This is a genomic window from Pseudomonas sp. TH49 (assembly GCF_016650625.1).
Taxonomy (GTDB): domain Bacteria; phylum Pseudomonadota; class Gammaproteobacteria; order Pseudomonadales; family Pseudomonadaceae; genus Aquipseudomonas; species Aquipseudomonas fluorescens_H.
Genome location: NZ_JAEKFL010000001.1, coordinates 1,656,623 through 1,683,512, shown reverse-complemented (window position 1 = coordinate 1,683,512; position 26,890 = coordinate 1,656,623). Strand labels below are relative to the sequence as shown.

At 62.0% G+C, this 26,890-nt stretch carries 18 protein-coding genes; 11 read left to right on the top strand and 7 right to left on the bottom strand.

All coding sequences use genetic code 11. From position 1 onward, the window contains the following. Window positions 1–144 precede the first annotated feature (144 nt). Entirely contained in the window at window positions 145–1,149 is a 1,005-nt protein-coding gene (locus JFU48_RS07580) for a phosphate ABC transporter substrate-binding protein PstS (RefSeq protein WP_003229623.1), read from the bottom strand. Window positions 1,150–1,404: 255 nt separating this feature from the next. Continuing rightward, entirely contained in the window at window positions 1,405–2,703 is a 1,299-nt protein-coding gene (locus JFU48_RS07575) for an MFS transporter (protein ID WP_103484629.1), read from the bottom strand. A 378-nt stretch (window positions 2,704–3,081) separates the two neighbouring features. Between JFU48_RS07575 and JFU48_RS07570 the strand changes: the two genes are divergently transcribed. Together JFU48_RS07570 and JFU48_RS07565 are read left to right on the top strand one after the other, a co-directional pair. Continuing rightward, window positions 3,082–3,486: an acyl-CoA thioesterase gene (locus JFU48_RS07570; RefSeq protein ID WP_003229628.1), complete on the top strand. Its 405-nt coding sequence runs from the start codon at window positions 3,082–3,084 to the stop codon at window positions 3,484–3,486. Between the two features lie 58 nt (window positions 3,487–3,544). Continuing rightward, on the top strand, window positions 3,545–4,444 hold the full coding sequence (locus JFU48_RS07565) for a D-hexose-6-phosphate mutarotase (RefSeq protein WP_003229630.1): 900 nt from the start codon (window positions 3,545–3,547) through the stop codon (window positions 4,442–4,444). 127 nt (window positions 4,445–4,571) lie between these two features. On the opposite strand, the gene JFU48_RS07560 is transcribed toward JFU48_RS07565, so the two are convergent. The 4 genes from JFU48_RS07560 to purE all read right to left on the bottom strand — a co-directional run bounded on the left by JFU48_RS07560 (window position 4,572) and on the right by purE (window position 7,141). Next, window positions 4,572–5,108 carry a DUF3299 domain-containing protein gene (locus JFU48_RS07560; protein ID WP_103484631.1) on the bottom strand — a complete coding sequence of 179 codons (537 nt, stop codon included), beginning with the start codon at window positions 5,106–5,108 and terminating at the stop codon, window positions 4,572–4,574. Between the two features lie 91 nt (window positions 5,109–5,199). Further along, window positions 5,200–5,445, bottom strand: a complete 246-nt coding sequence (locus tag JFU48_RS07555) for a GlsB/YeaQ/YmgE family stress response membrane protein (protein ID WP_085696742.1) — start codon at window positions 5,443–5,445, stop codon at window positions 5,200–5,202. Window positions 5,446–5,556: 111 nt separating this feature from the next. Next, window positions 5,557–6,639: a 5-(carboxyamino)imidazole ribonucleotide synthase gene (locus JFU48_RS07550; RefSeq protein ID WP_003229637.1), complete on the bottom strand. Its 1,083-nt coding sequence runs from the start codon at window positions 6,637–6,639 to the stop codon at window positions 5,557–5,559. 10 nt (window positions 6,640–6,649) lie between these two features. Further along, window positions 6,650–7,141, bottom strand: coding sequence for a 5-(carboxyamino)imidazole ribonucleotide mutase (gene purE, locus JFU48_RS07545; RefSeq protein ID WP_003229641.1), 492 nt, complete (start codon window positions 7,139–7,141; stop codon window positions 6,650–6,652). Window positions 7,142–7,564: 423 nt separating this feature from the next. Here purE and JFU48_RS07540 point away from each other — a divergent pair, with 423 nt between their 5' ends. Next, window positions 7,565–8,134, top strand: a complete 570-nt coding sequence (locus JFU48_RS07540; protein WP_003229643.1) for a hypothetical protein — start codon at window positions 7,565–7,567, stop codon at window positions 8,132–8,134. A gap of 60 nt (window positions 8,135–8,194) precedes the next feature. Here JFU48_RS07540 and JFU48_RS07535 read toward each other — a convergent pair whose 3' ends face one another. Further along, the gene (locus JFU48_RS07535; RefSeq protein WP_201136219.1) at window positions 8,195–9,106 is read right to left on the bottom strand and encodes a LysR substrate-binding domain-containing protein; all 912 of its coding nucleotides are present in this window, start codon (window positions 9,104–9,106) and stop codon (window positions 8,195–8,197) included. Between the two features lie 180 nt (window positions 9,107–9,286). Here JFU48_RS07535 and aspA point away from each other — a divergent pair, with 180 nt between their 5' ends. The 8 genes from aspA (at window position 9,287) to JFU48_RS07495 (ending at window position 26,876) form a co-directional block, all read left to right on the top strand. Continuing rightward, entirely contained in the window at window positions 9,287–10,711 is a 1,425-nt protein-coding gene (aspA, locus tag JFU48_RS07530; protein WP_003229645.1) for an aspartate ammonia-lyase, read from the top strand. 532 nt (window positions 10,712–11,243) lie between these two features. Continuing rightward, window positions 11,244–12,689 (top strand): alanine/glycine:cation symporter family protein, encoded by a 1,446-nt coding sequence (locus tag JFU48_RS07525; protein WP_003229647.1) that lies wholly within the window; start codon window positions 11,244–11,246, stop codon window positions 12,687–12,689. Window positions 12,690–12,859: 170 nt separating this feature from the next. Beyond that, window positions 12,860–13,864, top strand: coding sequence for an asparaginase (locus JFU48_RS07520; protein WP_201136218.1), 1,005 nt, complete (start codon window positions 12,860–12,862; stop codon window positions 13,862–13,864). Window positions 13,865–14,066: 202 nt separating this feature from the next. Further along, entirely contained in the window at window positions 14,067–15,062 is a 996-nt protein-coding gene (locus JFU48_RS07515) for an AraC family transcriptional regulator (protein ID WP_201136217.1), read from the top strand. A gap of 268 nt (window positions 15,063–15,330) precedes the next feature. Continuing rightward, a complete protein-coding gene (locus JFU48_RS07510; protein WP_201136216.1) occupies window positions 15,331–16,356 on the top strand; it encodes a histone deacetylase family protein in 1,026 nt (341 codons plus the stop codon). Next, entirely contained in the window at window positions 16,353–17,453 is a 1,101-nt protein-coding gene (locus JFU48_RS07505; RefSeq protein ID WP_201136215.1) for a polyamine ABC transporter substrate-binding protein, read from the top strand. The genes JFU48_RS07510 and JFU48_RS07505 overlap by 4 nt, the downstream gene beginning before the upstream one ends. A 149-nt stretch (window positions 17,454–17,602) precedes the next feature. Continuing rightward, on the top strand, window positions 17,603–22,144 hold the full coding sequence (locus JFU48_RS07500; protein WP_201136214.1) for a dermonecrotic toxin domain-containing protein: 4,542 nt from the start codon (window positions 17,603–17,605) through the stop codon (window positions 22,142–22,144). A gap of 142 nt (window positions 22,145–22,286) precedes the next feature. Beyond that, window positions 22,287–26,876, top strand: coding sequence for a dermonecrotic toxin domain-containing protein (locus JFU48_RS07495; protein WP_201136213.1), 4,590 nt, complete (start codon window positions 22,287–22,289; stop codon window positions 26,874–26,876). Window positions 26,877–26,890: the final 14 nt, after the last annotated feature.

Genomic DNA, 26,890 nt, shown 5'->3' with positions numbered 1-26,890 from the left:
AAGATGACAATGCAGTGACGCACCAAATCCGCCGCCAGCGGGGTACTGGCAGTGGATAGAAAAATTCGGAGGGTGTGGGAGCCGGCCGCTTGCGGGCCGGGCCCCACACTTGAGTCAGGCGGGGTTCACCCCTGACTCAATTTGTTACTTCTTTGCGACTTCAGCGCCGCCTTCCTGCAGACCCAGGTCAGCCAGTGCTTTTGCAGCAACCTTGGCCGGCAGTGGGATGTAGCCGTCTTTCACTACGACTTCCTGCCCCTGTTTGGACAGAACCAGTTTCACGAACTCGGCTTCCAGCGGGGCCAGAGGCTTGTTCGGGGCCTTGTTCACGTAAACGTAGAGGAAGCGCGACAGCGGGTACTTGCCGTTCAGGGCGTTTTCTTCGGTGTCTTCGATGAAGTCAGTGCTGCCTTTCTTCGACAGAGCAACGGTTTTCACGCTGGCGGTCTTGTAGCCGATGCCCGAGTAACCGATGCCGTTCAGCGAGGAGCTGATCGACTGCACGACCGACGCCGAACCTGGCTGTTCGTTGACGTTAGGCTTGTAGTCGCCTTTGCACAGGGCTTCTTCCTTGAAGTAGCCGTAGGTGCCGGATACCGAGTTACGACCGAACAGTTGCACCGGCTTGTTGGCCAGGTCGCCTGTTACGCCGAGGTCGCCCCAGGTTTTCACGTCGGCTTTGGCGCCGCACAGACGGGTGGACGAGAAGATCGCGTCAACCTGTTCCATGGTCAGGTGCTGGATCGGGTTGTCCTTGTGCACGAACACCGCCAGGGCGTCCACGGCAACCGGGATTGCGGTTGGCTTGTAGCCGTATTTCTGCTCGAAGGCCGCCAGTTCGGTGTCCTTCATCTTGCGGCTCATCGGGCCCAGGTTGGAGGTGCCTTCAGTCAGCGCAGGTGGCGCGGTGGCGGAGCCAGCGGCCTGAATCTGGATGTTTACGTTCGGGTATTCTTTCTTGTAGTTCTCAGCCCACAGGGTCATGAGGTTGGCCAGAGTGTCGGAACCAACGCTGGACAGGTTGCCCGAGACACCGGTGACTTTGGTGTAAGCCGGAATTGACGGGTCAACGCCAGCGGCTACCGCGTGGGCAGTCGCAACGCCAGCAGCGACAAAAGTCATTGCCGCCATCAAACGCTTCAGTTTCATGCCTTACTCCTAGCAGATAGGGGGTGTTAAGTCGGGGCCAAGTATCAGCAGGCCGTGTGAACACTCTATGGCTGAAATATGACAATTGGATGAAAGGCCAGTATCGGGGTTTTGCAAGATGATTCGAAGATCTCAAAGAACAACACAGAACCAATGTGGGAGCGGGCTTGCTCGCGAAGAGGCCGTGTCAGCCTATTCATATGCAGACTGACACAACGCATTCGCGAGCAAGCCCGCTCCCACAGGTAAAGATTTTCAGCGCCCCTTCTTCCAGAGCCACGCCCCCACCAGAATCCCCATCGTGCAAAGGACGGCCACATAGTAAGCCGGGCCCATCGCACTTTCTTTAAGCAGCAGGCTGACTACCATTGGCGTCAGGCCACCGAAGATCGCGTACGCCACGTTGTACGAGAACGACAGCCCACTGAAGCGCACTACCGGCGGGAACGCCTTGACCATCACGTATGGCACCGCACCGATGGTGCCGACCAGCAGACCGGTCAGCGCATACAGCGGGAACAGCCAGTTCGGGTGATCGGCGAGGCTGTGATAGAAGGTCCAGGAACTGATCAGCAAGCCCAGCGAACCGAAGACAAACACCCGGCCGGCGCCGAGACGATCCGCCAGGGCACCGGAGATGATGCAGCCGACGCTGAGGAACACGATCGCCAGGCTATTCGATTGCAACGCAATCGTCGGCGAGAAGTGATAGACCGTCTGCAGCACGGTCGGGGTCATCAGGATCACCACGACGATCCCGGCGGACAGCAGCCAGGTCAGCAGCATCGAGATCGCAATCGCCCCGCGATGGTCACGCAACACCGCGCGCAGCGGCACTTCTTCGGCCAGCGCCTTGCGCAGTTGCAGCTCGGCGAACACCGGGGTCTCGTGCAGCCAGCGACGCAGATACACCGAGAACAGACCGAACACACCACCGAGCAGGAACGGGATGCGCCAGGCGTAATCCGCGACTTCCCCCGGCGTATAAATGCTGTTGATTGCCGTAGCGACCAGCGAGCCGAGCAGGATACCCGCCGTCAGGCCGCTGGTCAGGGTGCCGCAGGCGTAGCCGATGTGCTTTTGCGGCACGTGTTCGGAAACGAAGACCCACGCACCCGGCACCTCACCACCAATCGCCGCGCCCTGGATCACTCGCATCAGCAACAACAGGATCGGCGCCCACATACCGATCTGCGCATAGGTTGGCAGCAGGCCCATGATCAGGGTCGGCACGGCCATCATGAAAATGCTCAGGGTGAACATCTTCTTGCGTCCCAGCAGGTCGCCGAAGTGCGCCATGACGATGCCGCCCAGCGGCCGCGCCAGGTAGCCGGCGGCGAAAATGCCGAAGGTCTGCATCAGGCGCAGCCACTCGGGCATGTCGGCCGGGAAAAACAGCTTGCCGACCACGGTGGCGAAGAATACGAAGATGATGAAGTCGTAAAACTCCAGCGCACCGCCCAGGGCCGATAGCGACAGAGTCTTGTAATCATTGCGGGTCAGGGGGCGTGCAGGTTGCTCGGGCTGCGCGAGGCTCGAAGGCGCTGTGGTCATGGCAAGGGCTTCTCTTATAGTCGGATCCGCCGCCACAACAACGCTGGCTGTGGCTTCGGCAGGTTCGGCACCATAGCAAATTGTTCGAAAAAGCACATAGAGGCGCGTATTTGACGGTCAAAATCAGAACCCGATGGTCGTCGCGGAGTCTACCGACCGATATACTCGCAACCTTGCTCCGGTTTGTAGGGGGTTGCTGTGCGAAAACGTCGTTGGCCCGGCCTTTGAACGGGATCAGCCGGTTTCGCAGAGTTTCCCCTTTAGTTGCCTTATGGAAAACGTGACGAACGCAGTATGTTCGGTGCTGAATCGTTTTTCCCGAAGACGGCTACCACCAGCAATACCAAAGAAGAGTCACGGGTCAGAGGCACCCCCGGCATGATAGAGCTCGAACAAGAAGATCCGATCCCGCAAGGCGACCTGGCCCTGCAAATTACCGCACTCCCCCGCGAAACCAACGGCTTTGGCGATATTTTCGGCGGCTGGCTGGTGGCGCAGATGGATCTGGCCGGCACTGCGATGGCCAGCCGGGTTGCCGGTGGCCGTGTGGCGACCGTGGCCATCGACCGCATGGCGTTCCTGGTGCCGGTGGCGGTGGGCGCGCAATTGTCCTTTTACACCCAGACCCTGGAAATCGGCCGCAGCTCGATCCAGATGATGGTCGAGGTGTGGAGCGACGATCCGCTGTCCAGCGAGTGGCGTAAAGTGACCGAAGCGGTGTTCGTCTTCGTCGCCATCGACGGCAGCGGTCGTACCCGTTCGGTACCGCCACGCGCGCGTTAAACCTCGCCGCGGTTTTGCGGTCGATAGTCGTCCCAAGTGTCTGATCGAGAGCTGTCCCATGAACACGCCCAACGTTGAAGCCGTGAAACTGGATGAACTGAACTGCTGGCGCATCCGCCACGGTCAGGCCGAAGTGCTGGTGGCCCAGCAAGGCGCGCACATCCTCAGTTATCAGGTTGACGGTCAGCCGCCGATCATCTGGCTCAACGACAAGGCGCTGTTCAAGACCGGCAAGAGCATCCGCGCCGGTGTGCCGGTGTGCTGGCCATGGTTTGGTGTGTTTGATCGCAACCCGCAAAGCGTGCAAGCAATGCGCGTCAGCGAAGAACCGGCAGCGTCCCACGGTTTCGTCCGGGCGATGGATTGGCAACTGGGCGGCATCGAAGCCGAGGACGATGGCATCAAGGTCGAGTTCAAGCTGCCGTATCCCGAAGGTGGCTTCCCGGGTTGGCCGCACCAGGTCGATCTGACCCTGACCCTGCACCTGAATGATCAGTTGCACATCAGCCTGACCAGCCACAACCGGGGCGCCGAAAGCGTCAGCATCAGCCAGGCGCTGCACAGTTACTTCGCGGTCAGCGATGTGCGCAACGTGCACGTCGACGGTGTGGACGGCCTGGACTACATCGAGACTCTGGACAACTGGAATACCCACAAACAGCAGGGCGAACTACGCTTCGCCGGGGAAACCGACCGCATCTACCTCGACGCTCCGCCGCAACTGAGCATCGTCGATCCGACCTGGAAACGGCGCATCGTGCTGACCGCCACTGGCTCACGCACGGCGGTGATCTGGAACCCATGGATCGACCGCGCAGCGGCGTTCAGCGACATGGACAACGATGGCTGGCAGCGCATGCTGTGCATCGAGACGGCGAATGTGATGGATGACGTGGTCACGCTGGGCTCGGGTGTGAGCCATACGATGGGTGTCAGCGTCGGCAGCAAACCGCTTTAAACCCTGGTGCGAAACAAACTGTGGGAGCGGGCTTGCTCGCGAATGCAGTGTGTCAGATACATTAATCTCTCTGATACACCGCATTCGCGAGCAAGCCCGCTCCCACATTGGGTTCTGCGACAGGTGTTTAGAGATCGGACTCCTGCACCACCCGCACCTTGTCCGCATCCAGCGCATACGCCGCGTCCGCCAGATCGTTGTTGACCTTCTCGATCTTCAGCGTACCGGTCACCCACAACGGCGTGTAGATGTCATCCAGCTTCAAGCCTTTGGGATAACGCACCAGCACCAGTTGGTTCGGCGGCGGTGGCGGCACGTGGATGCAAGCGCCCGGGTACGGCACGAGGAAGAACACCGTGCTGCGGCCCTTGGCATCGGACTCCAGCGGCACCGGATAACCACCGATACGAATGTGCTTGTCGTTCATCGCCGCCACGGTCTTGGTCGAATACATCACCGCCGGCAAACCCTTGGCCTGCTTCATGCCACCCTTTTGGGTGAAAGTGCCGGTGGCTTCCGGGGAGTTGTGATCGATTTCAGGCATGGCCTCGAGGGCTTTCTGGTCCGACTTGGGCATCAATTCCAGCCAGTCGGTTTCCGGCAGTTCGCCGGCGTGGGCCAAACCGCTGCCCAGAAAAAGGAGAGTCAACAAAATGCGGCGCATGGAGGAGCTCGGTAAAAAAGAAGGGACGAACAGTCGCCGCGCATTCTAGCCCTCCCCACCGGTTTGGCAGAGAGGGCTTTGTCGCTTTGGATCAGTTCTTTTTGATCAGGCCGTAGATCACCAGCAGGATGATCGCGCCGACCAGTGCGCCAATGAAGCCTGCGCCCTGACCTGCCTGATAGATGCCCAGGGCCTGGCCGCCGTAGGTGGCTGCCAGCGAACCGCCGATACCGAGCAGGATGGTCATGATCCAGCCCATGCTGTCATCGCCCGGTTTGAGAAAGCGTGCCAGCAGGCCGACGATCAAGCCGATAAAGATGGTTCCGATAATTCCCATGGCATTTCCCTCTGAATAGTAGATATGCGAAAGCCTAGTCAGACTTTCGCATCCTGCCATCAGAGAACGGCGGCCCCGCAATGGTTCCGCCGCCGCCAGATGAAACTGCTTTTACTCGGCGATCAGCGCTTCGACCTTGACGATCTGCGCCTGCAGCGTGGCCATGTCGGCGCAGCGCAGGTTGGCGTGACCGACCTTGCGCCCGGCCTTGAAGGCTTTGCCGTAGTGGTGCAGATGGCAATCTTCGATGGCGATGACCTTCTCCACCGGCGGAACCACGCCGATGAAGTTGAGCATCGCGCTCTCGCCGACCTTGGCCGTCGAACCCAGCGGCAGGCCGGCAACGGCACGCAGGTGGTTTTCGAACTGGCTGCACTCGGCGCCTTCGGTGGTCCAGTGCCCGGAGTTGTGCACGCGCGGGGCGATTTCGTTGGCCTTCAGGCCACCGTCGACTTCAAAGAACTCGAACGCCATCACGCCGACGTAATCCAGGTGCTTGAGCACGCGGCTGGAATAGTCTTCAGCCAGCGCCTGTAGCGGGTGATCGGTGCTGGCCACCGACAGCTTGAGGATGCCGCTGTCGTGGGTGTTGTGTACCAGCGGATAGAACCTGGTTTCACCGTCGCGGGCACGCACGGCGATCAGCGAGACTTCGCCGGTGAACGGCACGAAGCCTTCCAGCAGGCAGGCAACGCTGCCCAGTTCAGCGAACGTACCGACCACGTCTTCCGGCTTGCGCAGGACTTTCTGGCCCTTGCCGTCGTAACCCAGGGTGCGGGTTTTCAGCACGGCCGGCAGACCGATGGCAGCCACGGCGGCATCCAAGTCGGCTTGCGACTGAATGTCGGCGAAGGCCGGGGTCGGGATGCCCAGGTCCTTGAACATGCTCTTCTCGAACCAGCGGTCGCGAGCGATGCGCAGGGCTTCGGCACTCGGGTACACCGGCACGAATTGCGAGAGGAACGCCACGGTTTCGGCCGGGACGCTTTCGAACTCGAAGGTCACCAGATCGACTTCATCGGCCAACTGGCGCAGGTGATCCTGATCGCCGTAATCGGCCCGCAGGTGTTCGCCCAGTGCCGCAGCGCAAGCGTCCGGCGCAGGGTCGAGGAAAGCGAAGTTCATGCCCAGCGGAGTACCCGCCAGCGCCAACATGCGGCCCAACTGGCCGCCACCGATTACACCGATCTTCATCTCAACAACCTCAGGCAATACGTGGGTCTGGATTGTCCAGGACGCTGTCTGTCTGCTCGGCACGGAAGGTTTTCAGTACCGCGTGGAACTGTGGATGCTTGGCGCCGAGAATGCTCGCCGAGAGCAGCGCAGCGTTGATCGCGCCGGCCTTGCCGATGGCCAGGGTGGCAACCGGGATGCCCGCCGGCATCTGCACGATCGACAGCAGCGAATCGACGCCCGAGAGCATCGACGACTGCACCGGAACGCCCAGCACCGGCAGGTGGGTCTTGGCCGCACACATGCCTGGCAGGTGGGCTGCGCCACCGGCACCGGCGATGATCACCTCGATGCCGCGGCCCTCAGCCTCTTCGGCGTACTGGAACAGCAGATCCGGGGTGCGGTGGGCAGAAACCACCTTGACCTCGTACGGGATGCCGAGCTTTTCCAGCATATCGGCGGTGTGGCTAAGGGTGGACCAATCGGACTTGGAGCCCATGATCACGCCAACCAGTGCACTCATCGTCGCGCCTCTTCTCTCTGGGCGCCCGCAGGCGCGTCAAAAACAACAAGCCACGCAGGATTGCGTGGCTTGATTGTACGAAAAATGGCCGGACGTGCCGGCCGAAGGCCGCGCAGTATACCGCAAAGAAAGCAATAAACAGCCCCCGATTCGACCATCTGTCAGCCGAGGCAATACAGCGGTTTTATTGACTCGAGAATCAAGAACATCGCCCCTGAACTGCACCCGATAAACGCCAAGTAAAGCGCATCAGGAAATAAACGCTAAAACACTAACCAGCCGCGTCACACGCTACCAATGTTATATAAACAGCGTGAAGTTCCGGCAACTTGCGAACTTCAACTTAATAAATATTTCGCCCTTATTCAATTATCAATATTTTCGGCACCCACCACCGAACCCAGAAACCATTGGAGCATTTAAATGCCACACCCATTGCTGTTATTAGTGTTTGTTCATAAGGATCTGGCAGATCATGACGCTGATGATATTTACGAAAAACAATTCAAATGGTTGGCCAAGGAATTCGAAACACTTTCCGGACGGCCGCTCGCAATCCTTTTCAAGTCACCCTCAGACGCACCGGCCCTCACAGACCTGAGCTACAAGATTGACAGCCCGGAACAGACACTTCTTTCCTGGTCTAAAAAAGTCGAACAGCATAAACAGACCCAGCCCGCCGACACTTATACCAACCACACGCGCAAGTATCTTCTGCTGACACGCGACAATCTCAGCAGCACGGTGGCAGGGATTGCAAGTCAAACGGGCTTTGTTGCCATTGCATCCATTAACGGTGACCAGACGCCCGCGCATGAAGTGGGGCATATGTTCGGCGCACGCCATGAAGACTTCGAGGTTTATTACAACGGTTGGTGGGATGAAACCATCATGGCCTCCGGATCGCTTGAATCCTCTCTCAGAGGCAATGCCAAACGCTTCAGTGATAAAAACCGGGAAAGAATCCGCAAGTATCTCGAAGAAAATGCTTGAAACGCTTTAAGTCATGAACAACAGCGTGAAAGCCCATTGGGACTTTCACGCCTGGGCCCCTCAAGTCGCCGGGCCGGCTGCCCCGCCCTCAAGCTTGCGCCACAACAAGCGCACGTTGGCCTTGCGCACCAGTGCGCAGCGATACAGACGAATCTCCAGCGGCACATGCCATTGCGGGCCGCCGCAAACAACGAGTTCACCTCGGCCAAGTTCGGCGCGCACGCTCAATTGCGGCACCCAGGCAATGCCGAGGCCTTCCAGCGCCATGCTCTTGAGGCTGTCGGCCATGGCGGTTTCGTAAATGGTGGTAAAGCGCAACTGACGCTGGCGCAGCAGACCATTCACCGAACGCCCGAGAAACGCCCCGGCGCTATAGGCCAGCAGCGGCACACTGGCTTCGCCTTCCAGATCGAACAGCGGTTTGCCATCGGCGTCCGCTGCACACACCGGCAGCATTTCGGTCTGGCCCAGGTGCAGCGACGGGAAGATTTCCGGGTCCATCTGCATTGCCGCGTCCGGGTCGTAGAACGCCAGCATCAGGTCGCAGCCACCCTCGCGCAGCGCGTGCACCGCGTCGCCAACGTTGGTCGCCACCAGCCGCGTGGCGATGTTCAAGCCTTCGTTGCGCAGTTGCGCGATCCAGCGCGGGAAGAAGCCCAGCGCCAGCGAGTGCGCCGCCGCGACCTGAATCACCTCGCCCTGCCCGCCTTCCAGATGATGCAGATGACGCAGCACTTCGCCGAGCTGTTCGACCACGGTGCGCGCAGTCACCAGAAACAGTTGCCCGGCCGCCGTCAGCTCGATCGGCGTGCGCGAGCGGTTGACCAGCGTCAGCCCCAGTGCGGCCTCGAGGCTGCGGATTCGCCGACTGAAGGCCGGCTGGGTCACGAAGCGCCGTTCGGCCGCCTGCGAGAAGCTGCGGGTGGCGGCCAGGGCACTGAAGTCCTCGAGCCATTTGCTTTCCAGATTCATCACGTCCTCCCGGACACGCACCAAAACAGGTCACACGTCTGCCGCGCACGCGGCGTCACACGGGCATTATGCCGAATGTGCATAGGGCAGTGTTTAACAGCATTGGCCCAAAAAATCCCAGAAGCCTAGCATTCGCAGCGTTCCGGCATAGACCGGGTCCATATCGAGATGATTTCTATCATGTCCTCCGCTGCATCATTCCGCACAGAAAACGACCTGCTTGGCGCCCTCGAAGTACCGGCTCAAGCGTATTACGGCATCCAGACCCTGCGAGCGGTGAACAACTTCCGTCTCTCCGGCGTTCCGATTTCGCATTACCCGAAACTGGTTGTCGGTCTGGCGATGGTCAAACAGGCCGCCGCTGACGCCAACCGTGAGTTGGGTCATCTGAGCGAAGCCAAGCACGCTGCCATCAGCGAAGCCTGTGCTCGATTGATCCGCGGTGATTTCCACGAAGAGTTCGTGGTCGACATGATTCAAGGTGGCGCCGGTACCTCCACCAACATGAACGCCAACGAAGTGATCGCCAACATTGCGCTCGAAGCAATGGGTCATCAGAAAGGCGAGTACCAGTACCTGCACCCGAACGACGACGTCAACATGGCGCAGTCGACCAACGACGCCTACCCGACCGCGATCCGCCTGGGTCTGCTGCTGGGTCACGACGCGCTGCTGGCCAGCCTCGACAGCCTGATTCAGGCATTCGCGGCCAAGGGTGAAGAATTCAACCACGTCCTGAAGATGGGTCGTACCCAGCTGCAAGACGCCGTGCCGATGACTTTGGGTCAAGAGTTCCGTGCTTTCGCCACCACCATGGGCGAAGACCTGGCCCGTCTGAAGACGCTGGCCCCGGAACTGCTGACTGAAGTGAACCTGGGCGGCACCGCGATCGGCACCGGCATCAATGCCGACCCGCGTTATCAGGCTCTGGCCGTACAACGCCTGGCACTGATCAGCGGTCAGCCGCTGGTGCCCGCCGCCGACCTGATCGAAGCCACCTCCGACATGGGCGCCTTCGTGCTGTTCTCCGGCATGCTCAAGCGCACCGCGGTCAAGCTGTCGAAGATCTGCAATGACCTGCGCCTGCTGTCCAGCGGCCCACGTACCGGCATCAACGAAATCAACCTGCCAGCGCGTCAGCCAGGCAGCTCGATCATGCCCGGCAAGGTCAACCCGGTGATTCCGGAAGCCGTTAACCAGGTGGCCTTCCAGGTCATCGGTAACGATCTGGCGCTGACCATGGCAGCCGAAGGCGGCCAACTGCAACTGAACGTGATGGAGCCGCTGATCGCGTTCAAGATCCTCGACTCGATCCGCCTGCTGCAACGCGCCATGGACATGCTGCGCGAGCACTGCATCGTCGGCATCACCGCCAACGAAGCGCGCTGCCGCGAACTGGTCGAGCACTCGATCGGTCTGGTCACCGCGCTGAACCCGTACATCGGCTACAAAAACGCCACCCGCATCGCCCGTATCGCCCTTGAAAGCGGCCGCGGCGTGCTGGAACTGGTGCGCGAAGAAGGCCTGCTCGACGAAGCGATGCTCGCCGACATCCTGCGCCCGGAAAACATGATTGCCCCGCGTCTGGTTCCGCTCAAAGCCTAAGCCGACGCGTTATTTGTAGCACCGCTCACCAGGTCGAGGGACTAGACACCTCTCACCTTTTGAGGGCTTGGGGATTTGTCCCCAAGCCCTTTTTTTTAACTTTCTGACCCTGAGACCCGTATGTCTGGGGACTGCTTCATGTGGGAGCGGGCTTGCTCGCGAAGGCGTCGTGTCAGTCGACCAGAATGAACCTGACACACCGCATTCGCGAGCAAGCCCGCTCCCACAAAAGAGCAATTCCCGCACAAGCCCGGCGCCGGTAACGCCGGGTGTTTCAAAGCTTCGTTTCGTCGCTTGCACCACGAGCGTGCAGACGGGCGCCGCACTGATCGGTATAGTGCCGCCCCTCTTCGCGTGAGCGGTCGTCGGTAACGAGGCCATAACCCATGCGAAACCCGAACTAATAACAAACCCGCGAAATGGATCCGGGACGAAACCATCGCCTCACCTGTCGTGCCGCGTGCACACCGGTGTAACACGATGTTTCCACCGTCCAGTATTTGCTTACACAAAAAACAGCGAGGAAAAATCCATGCTCGAAGTCATCAACGACTTCCTCTCAGGGAAAGTACTGATCGTGCTCATTGTCGGGCTCGGTAGCTACTTCACGATTCGCTCGCGTTTCGTTCAATTGCGGCACTTCTTCCACATGTTCGCGGTGTTCCGCGACAGCCTCAAAAGCAGCGGCGGGCAACTCAGCTCGTTCCAGGCCCTGATGCTCAGCCTTGCCGGCCGTGTCGGTGCAGGCAACATCGCCGGTGTCGGCATCGCCGTAACCCTCGGCGGGCCAGGTGCGGTGTTCTGGATGTGGGTGACCGCACTGGTCGGCATGTCCAGCAGCTTCTTCGAATGCACCCTGGCTCAGGTCTACAAGCGCGCCGATGGCGACGGTCTGTACCGTGGCGGCCCGGCCTACTACATCCAGCACGGCCTGAAACTCAAAGGCATGGCGGTGGTGTTCTCGATCCTGCTGCTGGTCACCTACGGCTTCGCCTTCATCGGCCTGCAGTCCTACACCGTGACCCACTCGCTGCAGAACGCCTTTGCCTTCGACCCACGCCACACCGGGATCGTCCTGGCGGTGCTGCTGGCCATCACCTTCATCGGCGGCATCAAGCGCATCGCCGCGGTGTCCGACCTGCTGGTACCGGTCAAGACCCTGGCCTACATCGGCGTGACCCTGTACGTGATCGGCACCCAGATCGAACACGTGCCAGCCATGCTGGAAACCATCTTCAAGAGCGCCTTCGGTCTCGACCCGGCCTTCGGCGGCCTGCTCGGCAGCGCCATCGTCATGGGCGTGAAGCGTGGCGTGTTCGCCAACGAAGCGGGCCTGGGCAGTGCGCCGAACGTCGCCGCCGTGGCCTCGGTGAAACACCCGGGCGCTCAGGGCGTGGTTCAGGCTTTCAGCGTGTTCCTCGACACCTTCGTGATCTGCACCTGCACCGCGCTGCTGATCCTGTTGTCGGGCTTCTACACCCCGGGCTTCGAAGGTGACGGCATCGTCCTCACCCAGAACTCGCTGGCCGCCGTGGTCGGTGACTGGGGCCGCATCTTCGTCAGCGTCGCGCTGTCGCTGTTCGTCTTCACCTGCATCCTCTACAACTACTACCTGGGCGAAAACAGCCTGCAGTTCCTCAGCCGCAACCGCGCCTTGCTGATGGTGTTCCGCGGTCTGGTCCTGGCGCTGGTGGTATGGGGTTCGATGCAGGATCTGTCGACCGTGTTCGCCTTCGCCGACATCACCATGACCTGCCTGGCCTTCGTCAACCTGATGGCCCTGGCCATGCTGTTCAAGGTCGGCATGCGCGTGATGCGCGACTACGACGAGCAGCGCCGCGCCGGCATCAAGCAGCCGGTGTTCGACTCCAGCAAATTTACCGATCTGGACCTGGACCTGAAGGCCTGGCCGGCCGAGGCGCCAGCCGCCGGCAAGACCGCAGCCGAGCCGCAAGGCGTGCCTGCAGCGCAACGCTGACAGGTGAATGACGGGCGCATCCCCTGCGCCCGTCAGTTACAGTGCAATGCATTACCTGTGGGAGCGGGCTTGCTCGCGAATGCGGTGAATCAGTCGACATTTTTGTATCTGACCCACCGCATTCGCGAGCAAGCCCGCTCCCACAGGAACTCATCGTTTCGGAGAATCCTATGAACCCTTCGACTTATCCCGCCGCCCAACACGTCATGGTGCTCTACACCGGTGGCACCATCGGCATGCAGGCCAGCGCCAACGGTCTGGCCCCGGCGTCCGGTTTCGAAGCCCGCATGCGCGACTACCTGCACAGCCAGCCTGAGCTGGTGGTGCCGCAGTGGCGCTTCCGGGAAATGGCGCCGCTGATCGACAGCGCCAACATGACCCCGGCCTATTGGCAGCAACTGCGTGAAGCAGTGGTCGATGCGGTGGACGTGCAAGGCTGCGACAGCGTGCTGATCCTGCACGGCACCGACACCCTGGCCTACAGCGCTGCGGCGATGAGTTTCCAGTTGCTCGGCCTGCATGCCCGCGTGTGTTTCACCGGCTCGATGCTGCCGGCCGGCGTCACCGACAGCGATGCCTGGAAAAACCTCGGCGGCGCGCTGGTTGCTCTGGGCCAGGGTCTGGCGCCGGGCGTGCACCTGTACTTCCATGGCGAGCTGCTGGCGCCGACCCGCTGCGCGAAAGTGCGCAGCTTCGGTCGTCATCCGTTCAAGCGCCTGGAGCGTCAGGGCGGCGGGGTGAAAGCGCCGTCGATTCCGGCCGCACTGAACTACAACCAGCCGAAACAACTGGCCAAGGTTGCTGTGCTGCCACTGTTCCCCGGCATCGGCGCCGAGGTGGTTGATGGCCTGCTGGCCAGCGGCATCCAGGGTCTGGTGCTGGAGTGCTACGGCAGCGGTACCGGGCCGAGCGACAATCCAGAATTCCTCGCCAGCCTCGGCCGCGCGCGGGACAACGGTGTAGTGGTGGTCGCGGTCACGCAGTGCCATGAAGGCGGTGTCGAGCTGGATGTGTATGAAGCCGGCAGCCGTTTGCGCGGCGTTGGCGTGTTGTCCGGTGGCGGCATGACCCGCGAAGCGGCGTTCGGCAAATTGCAGGCACTGCTGGGTGCAGGCCTGGAATCGGCCGAAGTGCGGCGCCTGATCGAGCTCGACCTGTGTGGCGAACTGATCTGACGCAACGCAATACCTTGCAGGAGTGAGCCCCTGTGGCGAGGGAGCTTGCTCCCGCTCGACTGCGCAGCCGTCGCAGTGTTTTGGGGCCGCTGCGCGCCCCAGCGGGAGCAAGCTCCCTCGCCACAGCAGCCCTCACACTGTTTGATCCGCGTACGGCATATAACTTGCTGCCGTTTCCAGCATCCCCAGGCTGGAAGATCTTATGCTGCACTCCCACCTCACCACGCTCAACGCCGTCTCGCTGGTGCTCAACACCTTCAAGGCTGAAGGTTTGTCGAGCGACGCGCTGCTGGCCGGCAGCGGCATCAGCACGGCAGATCTGGCCCGTGCCGACACGCGCATCACCACCAATCAGGAAATGCAGGTCTGCGCCAACGCCGTCGCGCTCAAGCATGACATTGGCCTGGAACTGGGGCGGCGGATGCACGTTTCCTGCTACGGCATCCTCGGTTACGCGCTGCTCACCAGTGCCACCTTAGGTGACGCTTTGCGCCTGGCGATTCGCTATCCGGCGCTGCTGGGAACACTTTTCGAACTGAGCCTGGAGGACGATGGCGAGCAGGTCTGGTTCGTCGCCGCCGATTACCGCGAGAGTCCGTCGATGGCGGTGTTCAACGCGGAATTCTGCCTGGTGTCGTTGAAGGTCATCTGCGACGACTTGCTCGGACATCCGCTACCGTTGCGGGCGACACGTTTTGAACATGCCGCGCCGGATTATCGCGACAGCTATGCCGAGCACTTCAACAGTCCACTGCATTTCGCCGCCAAGGACAACGCCTTCGCCTTCGACCGGCGCTGGCTCGATCAACCGTTGCCGCTGGCCGACAGCATCACCCACCAGGCCATGGCCGAACGCTGCCGCAAACAGAACATCGAGTTCACCGGACGGCAAGCGTGGCTCGGGCGGATCCGCCAGTTGCTCAGCGCCCAGCTCAATGCAGCACCGGGGCTTGAGGGACTGGCCCAGCAGATGAAATGTTCGCCGCGCACCTTGCGCCGCCATTTGAAGGACATGGGCAGCAGCTATCAGGAACTGCTCGACGAACTGCGCTTCGAGCGGGCCAAGCAGATGCTGTGTGAGGATCAACTGCCGATCTACCGCATCGCCGAGACCCTGGGTTTCAGCGAGACCGCGAGTTTCCGCCATGCGTTCGTGCGCTGGAGCGGTGTTGCGCCGAGCCAGTTTCGCCCTCATTGATGTTCCAATGTGGGAGCGGGCTTGCTCGCGAATGCGCAGTGTCAGTCGCGATCAATTTATCTGACATACCGTATTCGCGAGCAAGCCCGCTCCCACCGGGATGCATTTCATGCCTGAATCGAAGCAAGGCTGTACTGAAAAGAGGGGCGAATTGCGGTCAGAGTTTTTGGCCATATCGATCCCCTTTTGGCCTTTCCTGCCGTTCTCCGATTCGCCGCGCGCCGCAACACTGGGGGCAACCGAATCAGCCCCCTGCGGAGAACAACAAATGCTGACGATCTACTCGGACGATCACCACCTGCACCACGGCCGCTGCGAACTCATCGACGGCCAGCTCAAGCCGTGCTTCGAAATGCCGTCGCGCGCCGACCACGTGCTGCAACGGGTACAACACCAGAACCTCGGCCCGGTGGAAGCGCCGAAGGATTTTGGCCTGGAGCCGATCGCACGCATCCACAGCCGCGACTACCTCGACTTCTTCAAAGGCGCATGGGCGCGCTGGACCGAATTCAACACCGACGGTGACCTGCTGCCCTACACCTGGCCAGCGCGCACCTTGCGGCAGATCAAACCGACCAGCCTGCACGGCCAGCTCGGTTACTACAGCTTCGACGGCGGCGCGCCAATCACCGCCGGTACCTGGCAAGCAGCCTACAGCGCAGCACAAGTCGCCCTCACCGCCCAGGCCGAAATCCAGCGCGGCGCGCACAGCGCCTTCGCCCTGTGCCGGCCACCGGGACACCACGCCGCCGGCGACTTGATGGGCGGTTATTGCTACCTCAACAATGCCGCCATCGCCGCCCAGGCATTTCTCGATGCCGGCCACAGGAAAGTCGCGATCCTCGACGTCGACTATCACCACGGCAACGGCACTCAGTCGATTTTCTACGAGCGCAGCGACGTGCTGTTCACCTCGATCCACGGCCACCCGGAAGCCGAGTTTCCGTTCTTCCTCGGCTACGAAGATGAACGCGGTGAAGGTGCCGGTGAAGGCTTCAACTTCAACTATCCGCTGCCGGCCGGTTCCGGCTGGGACACCTGGAGCGCGGCGCTGGAACAGGCCTGCAACGAGATCGACAGCTACGGCGCCGACATCATTGTCGTGTCGCTGGGCGTCGACACGTTCAAGGACGATCCGATCTCGCAGTTCAAACTCGACAGCCCGGATTACCTGGCCATGGGCAAGCGCATCGCCGCCCTCGGCAAACCGACGCTGTTCGTCATGGAAGGTGGCTACGCGGTGGAAGAAATCGGCATCAACGCAGTAAATGTGCTGGAAGGTTTTGCACAATGAGCCGACTCAAGCACTGCATTGCGCCAGCCCTGTGCGCGGCGCTGCTCAGCGTTGGCGCCCACGCCGAAGAACGCACCCTGCGCGTCTACAACTGGTTCGACTACATCACGCCCAAGGCGCTGGAAGACTTCAAGGCTCAGAACACCCAGACCAAACTGGTCTACGACATCTTCGACACCAACGAAGCACTGGAAGCCAAGCTGCTGACCGGCAACTCCGGCTATGACGTAGTGGTGCCGTCCAACGTGTTCCTCGCCAAGCAGATCGAGGCCGGCGTATTTCAGCCGCTGGATCGCAGCAAGCTGCCGAACTGGAATCACCTCGATCCGAAACTGATGAAGCTGATCGAGGCCAACGACCCGGGCAACCAGTTCGCCGTGCCGTACATGTACGGCACGATCCTGATCGGTTTCAACCCGGCCAAGGTCAAGGCCGCGCTGGGCGACAACGCGCCGGTGGACAGCTGGGACCTGATCTTCAACGAAGACAACATCAGCAAGCTCAAGCAGTGCGGCGTCGCCCTGCTCGACTCGCCGTCGGAGATCCTGCCACTGGCCCTGCAACACCTGGGTCTGGACCCCAACAGCAAAAACCCGGCGGACTATGCGAAAGCTGAAGCGCTGCTGATGAAGATCCGGCCGTACATCACCTACTTCCACTCCTCCAAATACATGGCCGATATCGCCAACGGTGACATCTGCGTCGCGGTCGGTTACTCCGGCAGTTTCTCGCAGGCAGCCAACCGCGCCAAGGAAGCGAAGAACGGTGTCGTGGTCGACATGCGCCTGCCCAAGGAAGGCGCACCGATCTGGTTCGACATGCTCGCCATTCCCAAGGGCGCGAAGAACCCCGAGGACGCCTACACCTTCATCAACTACCTGCTGCAACCGGCGGTGATTGCGCCAGTCAGCGATTTTGTCGGTTACCCGAACCCGAACAAGGACGCCACGCAACGGGTCGATCCGGCGATCCGCAACAACCCCAATCTGTACCCGACCGATGCGGCAATGGGCACGCTCTACACCCTGCAACCGCTGCCGCGGGATGCCGAGCGGGCACGCACCCGGGCCTGGACCAAGATCAAGTCCGGCACCTGAGCCGTCACTGAACCCAAGACCCGCACCGTTGCGGGTCTTTTTTTGCCGGCGATATCTATGTACCACCCGACGTCCTGACCAGCGCCCTACCTTCGCCCTTGTCCGGCACTGCACACCGCAGGCCGCCAACGTCAGACAAGGATTTGGTCATGCCCGAAAGCACCGCCCCCAGCGCTGTCGATGTACTCACACAATTGGTCAGCGGCCCCTCGCTCACCGAAGTCGCCTCAGGGGCCCTGCGCCCCGCTCTCGCCGGGATGGATCCGCCGGTGACCATCGACCCGGCGCTGGCGCTGATTGCCACCCCGACCTGGCTGGTCGATGACGACGGGATCGAGGTCGGGCCTTACCAGATCGAATCGCTGACCGATGCGCTGGTCCGCCTGAGCCTGTCGGGCACAGCGGTCACCTTCATCGGCGGCGAACACTTTCTGACCCAGGAATCGGGTATCCAGTTGCCCGTGAAGATCGAGGCCATCGGCGCCCTGCTCAACGAACTCGCCCCGCTGTTGTTCAAGGCCTATGAGGAGCAACAGATCGAGTACTGGAACGATATCGTCAGCCCCTCCATGCCGCGCTGGCATCAGCTCTCGCAGTCGTTGCAGCAGCTGTGGAACGTCAGCGACGACAACGGCTGGGACGCCGATCAGCGTGCCATGGCGCGTGCCGTGTTCAATCAACCGGACAAACGCCTGCGCGCTCCCACTGACCCCTATCAGACCCGCGCCTGCCTGATTGATCTGGACCTGGATGAAGCATCCACCCGCCGCCACCTCAACATTCTCGACACGGTCGTGCTGGTCGGAACCGTCGGCCCGCGCACCCTGATCATCAGCCATTCGCTACCCCGAGGTTTCCAGCGTTTCGACAGCTTCGCCGAGCTGCAACAATCACTGCACTGGCCCGTGGCAGGCGGCGTTGGCGACATCCATGTGAAGTGGCGACTGTTCGAACCCCAGGGCAATTTTTTCGCTCACCAGGCCTGCGCGCTGATTGCGCTGGAAGCCCAGGCGATTGGTGACATCGACTTCTTCCAGCGTACCGGGCGCGGGATATCGCGCTCCCGTCGCGATGACGACAGCGTCGCCCCCCACCCTTCGCCCGCCATCGTCCGCGTCGAGCAATCGTTGCCGGCATGGCTGGCCAGCGCTGCGCCCGCCGATCAGGCTCGCTACAGCCGGCATCTGCTGGATCTGGTCGCCGTGCAGCAACAGAACGCCGGGAAGACCTTCCAGACCGAGGTGCCGGGCATTCAGGCATTCACCCTGGAAAAGTTGAACGACGCCATCCATCTGGCACCGGACAAGAAGTTCGCATTGCAGGATGTGGAACTCACCGACACCAGCGTGGTGGTCTGGGGCACGTTCGTGGCACCGGAGCATGAACAGACCCTGACCCTGTCCCTGGTTGAACTGGCGTTGCAGAATCTGTCGGGCTTGCCGCTGGGAAATTTCAGCGTGCGCTACCGCGATGGCGTCACCGCAGTTCCGTCCTGGATGACCCCGGTGTATCTGACAACCCTGGTGAGCAAGGTGAACATCGGCAAGGCCTACCCCCAGTTTCTGCAAAACCGGCTGATCACAGACGCGACCCAGGCTGCCCGCCTGCGCCAGCTCTATAGCCGTCAGTTGCCGATCGAACTGCCGCTGCTGGCGCTGCAACACAAGATCCGCGGCGAAGCCGGTGTGGATGAGCTGGGTTATCGCTATGTGGCCGCCGCGTTGGCCGCCGAGCCGGCGGACCGCCAGGTCGACGGCCAGGACATCGTGATTCGCCCGCTCGCCTTCGTCATGGGCGGCAACAGCGACGAAGTGCTCAACATGTTCGTGATCGGTCCGCGCGCGACGGACTCCGGCCCGTGCCTGCTGTATCGCCCGCTGCTCGAAGCACCGCTGTTGCAGTACCCGTCAACCGCCAACCTGCTGTACGCCATCAAGCATTCGCGAACGTTGCGCCAGTCGGTGCTGGCCTGGTTGCCGGACCGCGTGCGCTTCAACTATTCACAGTATGTGTTCCCCGGGGCGTTGCCCTCGGTATGGACGATCCCGCAGCTGTTGATCGACCCGACGGCGGCGCCCGACCCGGATGCCAATGTGACCCTGGGCACCCGCGTGCTTGAAGGCGACCTGCTGGCGACCCTGTTCCAGCGCAACGCCGAGGCACTGGTGACCCAGGCCGACCGCAGCAGCACCTCGAATGCCGAGGCGCGTTGGGCCAGCCTCAAGCAGGGCGGCTGGGCGCTGTTCAATGCGGCGCTGCCATTTCTGGGACGCGGCGTCGGCACTGCTGCATGGGTGTGGCAAATCCTCGATGACCTGCAAAGCCTCGCCGACACCGAGGACCAACAGCAGACGCTGGACTGGACAGCGCTGACCGACCTGCTGCTGTCGCTGGGCATGGTTCTGGCCCATCGCGCCGCCACCCGCAAACCGGTACCGCACAAGGCTGTGGAAAGCCCCCATGAACAGACTCGCCCGATCAGCAGCCCCACCACCCGCCCGCTGATCCGCGTCTCCCGCCTGCCGGACATCGGCGGTGCGCAACTGCCGGACGACCATCAACTGTCATTGCACATTCTCGGGGCCTTGCACCCTGCACCCGCGGACCTCGGCACCTTCCTCGACAGCCTGAAAATCAGCCGGCCCGAAGCCCTGTCCGCTCCCGCCAGCGAGGGCGCGCATCGCCATCTGCGCAGTGCCGGACAAAAATGGTACGCCGAGGTCGGCAGCCGCTGGTTCGAGGTCGCACTCAACGACAACGATGACGTGCAGATCATCGACAGCCGTCAGCAATCGCCCCGCAGCGGCCCCCTGCTGATCGGCAATGCCCGCGGTGAATGGTTCATCGACCTGCGCCTGCGCCTGCGCGCCGGCGGCCTGAAGAGCCGGCGCAAGCAGCTGCAGGAGGCGAACGCGGAAAATTTACGCCAGAAAAAACAGGCCATCCGCGACTTCGAAGCAAGCCTGGAAGACCAGCGCAGCCAACTTGTCACGGTGCGCCGCGCCATGCTCGAGTCCACGCCGCAGACTGCCGAAGCCGCGCGCCAGCAGTTTCTCGATACCCTCGAGAGCCAGATGCAGGCCTACAGCGTGCACATCGACGGCCTCAAAGAGCTGAACATTCTTGAAGCGGTGCCCAACTACCGTACCGCGATGGTCGACCGCATCTCCCTGCAACTGTTTCTGATGCAGTCATGGATCGAAGAAACCTACCCGGCCTTTCGCCAGAGCATGGAAGTCACCCTTGGATTGCTCGATGAAACCGCTGACAACGCGGCCAGCGATCGCAGCGATCCCTTCGAGAAAATGGCCGAACTGACCAAAGGCATCATCGATAAAATCGAGTTCGCCCACGAGCGCTTCGCCGAACTGAGCCTGCTGGGCAAAGAGGGGGTGGATACCATCCGGCAGTACAAGCCACGGCTGCCGCAATTTTCCCTCGACGACCTGAAGCTGCTGCAGATCACGCTGGGGCAAGAGCTGTGCCTGACGGCCGAGCCGGGTGAGTTTCGCGCACAAGCGCGTGTCGATCTGGAAAGCCTGATCGAAGATGCCTCGCTGAATATTCAGAGCGCGCTGGACCTGAGCGCTGAAGAGAGCCTGGAACAGCTCGGCGAACGTATCGAGGCGATGAACAATCTGGTGGAACAGTTCGACGTCATCGAACAGCGCTTCACTGATCTCGTCACCGAGTATCCGCAGGAGCTGATGACCGAACGGCTGGAGGACATCAAAAAACGCGTGGGCGGATTCCAGCAGGACGCCGTGCAGCAGCTGTCCAATATGCTGCGCGAACAACGCCTGGTGGAACCGGTGGCCGGCCCCTCGAAATCGCCGACACCCCCGGCGCGCAAAATCATCAAGACCCGTTACAAGGGCACGCTGGTCGGCCAGCCCCGGCGCAGTGCCGACGGCAAGGACAGCGATCTGGTCGACGTGCGCGCGCCGCTGACCGGCCGCGTGATCGCCACGTTCCACGAGAAGACCCCGGGCAACTGGGTCGAACGGGTACCGGCCAGGCCAGGTACGTCGCCTCGCCCAAGCCCCGATCTGGCGAAAAGCCTGCAGGACGGACAAGCCCTGATCGACGGCTTGCCGGTGTTTCGCCGGCGTACCCAGGCGCACATTGATCGGGCGCAACGCAATCCGACGGAGATCGAGGAAACCTACTATCTGCACGCCACGCGATTGCACGAGGCCATGGAAAAAGTCGATCAGGCCCTGGTCGCCGGCAACCACACCGAGAGCCGCACGGTCTCCGCTTCGGCGCTGCGCCAGCAACTCGATACCGAGGCCAAGGCACTGTATGCCACGGGGCGCAGCGCCCGAATCAGCCTGACCAAACAACAACCGCCCACGGCCGCGCGCGTCGAGTGGCTGCTCGGCAAGGGCGAAGTGAGCATCGGCAAAACCACCGAGCGCCGGCGCCTCAAAGGGCCGCGCAAGGATTACCTGCTGGAATACTCGATTCTCGACCGACCGAGCGGCCGAGTCCTGTGGTACGCGCACTTTCACTACGCTGCGCCGACGGACCCGCTGACCGCCTTCACCGCCGCGCACCTGAAAACCGTTGAGCAACGGCTCCTGGGCGGCGCTTACGTCGAACGCGACAACCGCAGCAACCAGGAGCTGATCGCGATTCACCGCAGCAGCATCAGCCATACGCAAGCCGCTGCGGTGTTCTTCGCCTGACCGGCATCCAGGCCCGCGCACACCGCGCGCGGGTCTGGATGCACCCTATACATATCTACCACCCGGGCCGGTGGAGGCCTCGCTACTGTCGGTTGCATGCGGCAGGTGCCGCGCCATCCACCCTCCTACCGGTGCAGATTCCATGAGTGACACAACCCGAACCAACGTTGTCCCCCAACTGCAGAACAAAAGTCGCCTGATCGAGCAGACCAGCGGCGGACCGATCCTCCACGACGCCGCCGCACACCTGTTGCGCATCAGCCTGAAGCAGCATATTCCGCAACTGCCGATCGACCCGGACAAAGCCATGCTGATCACCCCGCTCTGGCAGGCGCAGGGAGAACGTCTGGTGAGCCACAGCAGCCACTTCGAATCGCTGACCCATGCGCTGGCGCGGCAGGCGTTCACCCAGGACAGCGCCAATTACATCGAAGGCGAGCATTTTCTCACCCTGTCCCCGAACGACGCCGAGCCGGTGCACCTGCCGGTCGGCATGGACGCGATCACCACAATCCTCAACGAAACGGCCCCTGCACTGTTCCTCGGTTTTGCCAAAAGCCAGTTGCACTACTGGAATGAAACCGTTGACCGCCAGCCGCGCTGGCAACAGCTGTCCGACAACCTGAGAAATGCCCTGAACGTACGCACCGCCAACGGCTGGACGGTCGATGAGTGCAGCCTCGCCCGGCACGTCGCACAACAGCCGGAGAAGACGCTGCGCGCGACGGCCAGTGGCGGTTTGACCAACATACGCGCGCGTCTGGTTGACCTCGATCTGGTCTTCGACCTCGCGGAGAGCAGCCGCACCCGGCACCTGATGCTCGCCGGTGCGCTGGTACTGACCGCAACAGCCGGCGATCGAGAGCTGATCGCGCTGTACACCATCGAAGATGGCTACGAATCGTTCAGTTCACTGGCGCAACTGGCCGCCACATTGCCTGAACGCCTCGACATGGATTTGAGCGGCCGGGGTCTGAAGTGGCGGTTGTATGAACCCGACGGCAATATTTTCGATGCCATGGTCCAGGCGCTGGTGGGTTGCCAACTCGACGCGATCGAGTCTCTGGATCCCGCCAGCCGTTCGCCGCTGGCCCGGTTCGGCGCACGTCAGCCCTATGGCGAGGTCATCGAGTCGCAGGACAACGCACGCTTCGAACAACTGGAGCAGGCCATCCCCGAATGGCTCAAGAACGCATCGCTTGAAGATATCCAGCGCTACAGCAGTGACCTGAGCGCCTTGGGCAACCTGCGGGGCGGCCCCGACAGCGACGCGTTCGATGTCCGGGAAGTCCCGCTGATCCTCGACTATGCCGAGCAGCAGATGCGCGCCGCCATCCTCGCCGAGCAGCCTCCTGAACAGGCTTCACTGCTGCGCCTGGATGACCTGCGGATCACCCTCACTGACAGCTTCGAAGCCGGCGGATTCGTTCTGCCCGATCCGCACAGCATCCGCGAGTTGAGCCTCGGCGAATTTGCCCTGCGCAACACGCCTGCCTACCTCACGACTCTCGACTACGCCGACGGCACGTCCGCACCAGCCTGGCTGACCGTCAAACTGCTGCAACGCATCGCCGGTGAGGTGAACATCGGTGAACACTACCCGCAGTTGATCAAGCGCACCCTGATTGATGACTCGGTTCAAGCCCGGCGCCACAAGACCCGCTACTGCCGCCAGTTGCCATGGCTGCTGTCGATCCTGGCGCTGGAGTGCAAACTCAAGCATCAGGGCGATGTCGACGAGCAGGGTTATCGTCTGGTTCGCCAGTTGCTCGATTCGATCACCGCGCAGACGCCCGTCGCGCAGTGGCCGGTGCAGATCCGTCCGCTGGCGTTCGTCCCGCGCTTTCGTCTGAGCCAAACGTCCGACACCGTGGCGAACATGTACATCATCGGCCCACGAGACGGCAGCAGCGGTCCGTGTCTGCTGTATCGACCGCTGCTCGAGCAACCGCTGCGCCAGTTCCCCTCCGCGCAGAACCTGCTGTACGCGTTTTACCAGCCCGGCGAACTGCAGGATTCGATACTGGCCTGGCTGCCGACCCGGGCACTGAGCTTCGAGTACGCTCAGTACGTGTTTTCCAGCGGCCTGCCCTCGCCATGGACCGTGACCGAACTGGCCTTCGAGCCGTTCATTCACCTCGACCTGACCGCCGCCGTCGACTTGGCCAACACTCCCCTGAGCGGCGATATTTTCGCCACGCTGTTTGCCAGCAACAGTCAGGCGATGGCCGACCTTGCCGATCGCCAGTCGACCTCCAACGCCGAGCGCCGCTGGGCCCTGCTGGTGGACAGCGGCTGGGCGCTGTTCGGCGTTGCCGCCAACTTCCTCAGCGGCCCGGCGGGCGCGGCGGTCTGGGTCTGGCAAACCATCAGCCAGATCCAGCAGGCGCTGGATGCCCATGAACAAGGCGCAACCTCGGTTGAATGGTCGTCGATCGGCGACGTGCTGCTGACACTGAGCATTCTGCTGGTGCAGAAGGTGGCGATTCGGCGCATCCAGCCCTCCGGCCCGCGCAGCGAAAACACCGCGGGATACCGCCTGCGCTCCGACCGATTGCCGGCGATCGCGATACCCCACGAGGCACCACCCCGCGTCGTTCACGACCCCGTGGAACTGACGTCCGTTGATCCCGCGCCACAGCCGTCGCTGCTGGTATCCACCCCGCTCACGCGCAACACGCAGCCCTCGTTCCTGCTGACGATCGAGCGCTTGAAAGTGCCGAGGCCGGCCCTTGCCGCCAACGCTCAGGCCAACGCCCGTCATCTCTACGAGTTCGCCGGAAAGCTGTACGCCCAGGTCGGCGAACGCTGGTTCCAGGTCCGCGCCGAGGCGGACGAGCCGGTGCAGATCCTCGACCCGGAGCATCCGGCGCGCCCCGGCCTGTGCATCCGGCTCGACCCCAAGACCCTGCGCTGGCACTGGGATTTGCGCCTGCGCCTGCGTGGCGGTGGCCCCACGCGGCGTATCGACGCCTTTGTCCGGGAACGGGAGGCGCGCAAGGACGAAGCCTGGGCGGCACTGCGTCGTTTCTTCGCACAGGAGGCCCCCCGCAAGGCCGGTCTGGACGAGGCCCTGTTGCCCCTGGACACTGGCGACCAGAACACGCCGTTGTCTGAAGAGGCGATCAGCACCTACATCGCCAAGGCCGACGATTTGTCCACAGGCTACCGTCAGGCCCTGGCAGAGCTGGAAAAGTGGCGCGAGGCGGGCGGCACCGGAGGTGTTTATCAAGCTGAATTAATGCGCATGACCGTCGAACAGCACCGCTTCCTCAGCGGCTGGATGCGCATGAAATTGCGCGAATACGCGCACATTGTCGCGCCGCAAATCAGCCCGCTGGAGCCGGCACAGACCCGTTCGCGGTCAGTGCAGATGCAAGCCGCGAGCAAGGCCATCGCCGTCAGCGACGAAATGGTCGAGCGTCTCGAGCATCTGTACAGCTCGCTGAACACCTTGCAAAAGCACACCTCAGCCACGCGCAAGGTGGCCGCTGATCTCAAGCGGCTGATGCCTTCGTTCAGCCGCCGCGACCTGCACGCCAATGAGATCGGCATGTCCATCGAGCTGTCGATGCTGGAGGCGCCGGACAGCGTGCTGGAGCCGTTACGGGAGCTGATCGGACCGATTTTCGAGAGCGCGGCGGACGCCGGCCATCAACTGGTCGAGCGGCGTCACCAGCTCACGCCGAACGTCGAGAAATTGAGCAGCGTGGTCGACCGGCTCGCCGATGCAGAGCGCCGCCTGGAGGATGTATTTGCTAGCTCGTCCGCACAGCTGGAGCCGGTTCGCTTCCAGCGCATTCAGTATCTGGTCAGCGATTTTCACCAGATCGCGCGCGAGCACTTGCTCAAGCTCCTGCCGGAACCGCAAGAGTTGCCGGCGACCGTCACCGCCAGAGCCGAACCCACGCCCTCCACTTCCCGCGCCACCGGCAAGGTCAACAAGTCCCGGCCGCGGGTCATCGAAACCCCCAGGCCCGCGTCCAGCGCAACCTCCACGGCGCATGCACAGGAAGAACTGCCGCTGATCAGGACCATTCACAAACAACCGGCTACGACCCCAAACCTCAGCGACGAGCAAATGGTCGGCAGTGCCATGCAGATGCTCCAGGAACTTGAGCCGCTGATCCGGCGCTGGCGCACCGATGCCCAGCGCCCGTCGCGCATTCCCGCCGACATGCAGGATCTCTTCGACCAGCAGGCCACCCGCCTCGATCAGCGGGCGGCAGATATCGACGCGATACTCGCCCGGCGGCGCGCCGAACTGCCGGTGGGCAGTCTCCCTACGGAACTGCGCGAGGCGGCGGCGCGCCTGCGTCGCGAAGGTATCAGCGTCTACGGCAGCATGCTCACCGGACGCAGACCCCGGGAGAGTTATCTGCAATGGCTGCATCAACACGGTCTGGTACAGATCGTCAAAAACGACCACGGGCGGATCCGCACCAAAAAGCGCAAGGACTACTTTCAGGAGTATCAGATTCTCGACCAGCGTCGCCAGAACAAACCCTTGTGGGTCGCCCATTTCCACTACAACTCGCTGACCGATCCGAGCGACCGCTTCACCGCCGCACACCTGAAAATCGCCGATGGCTATCTGCAGGAACTGCCGGCTAAAACCCGGCTGGAGCTGGAGCGCTTCGATGCCGTGGATAACGCGCTGCGGCGGATCGTCAGCCCGACCATCAGGGACCTGTTTATCCACCCCCGCCAGCAGGACCCGGCCGCTGGCTGAAAAGCGTCGACGCG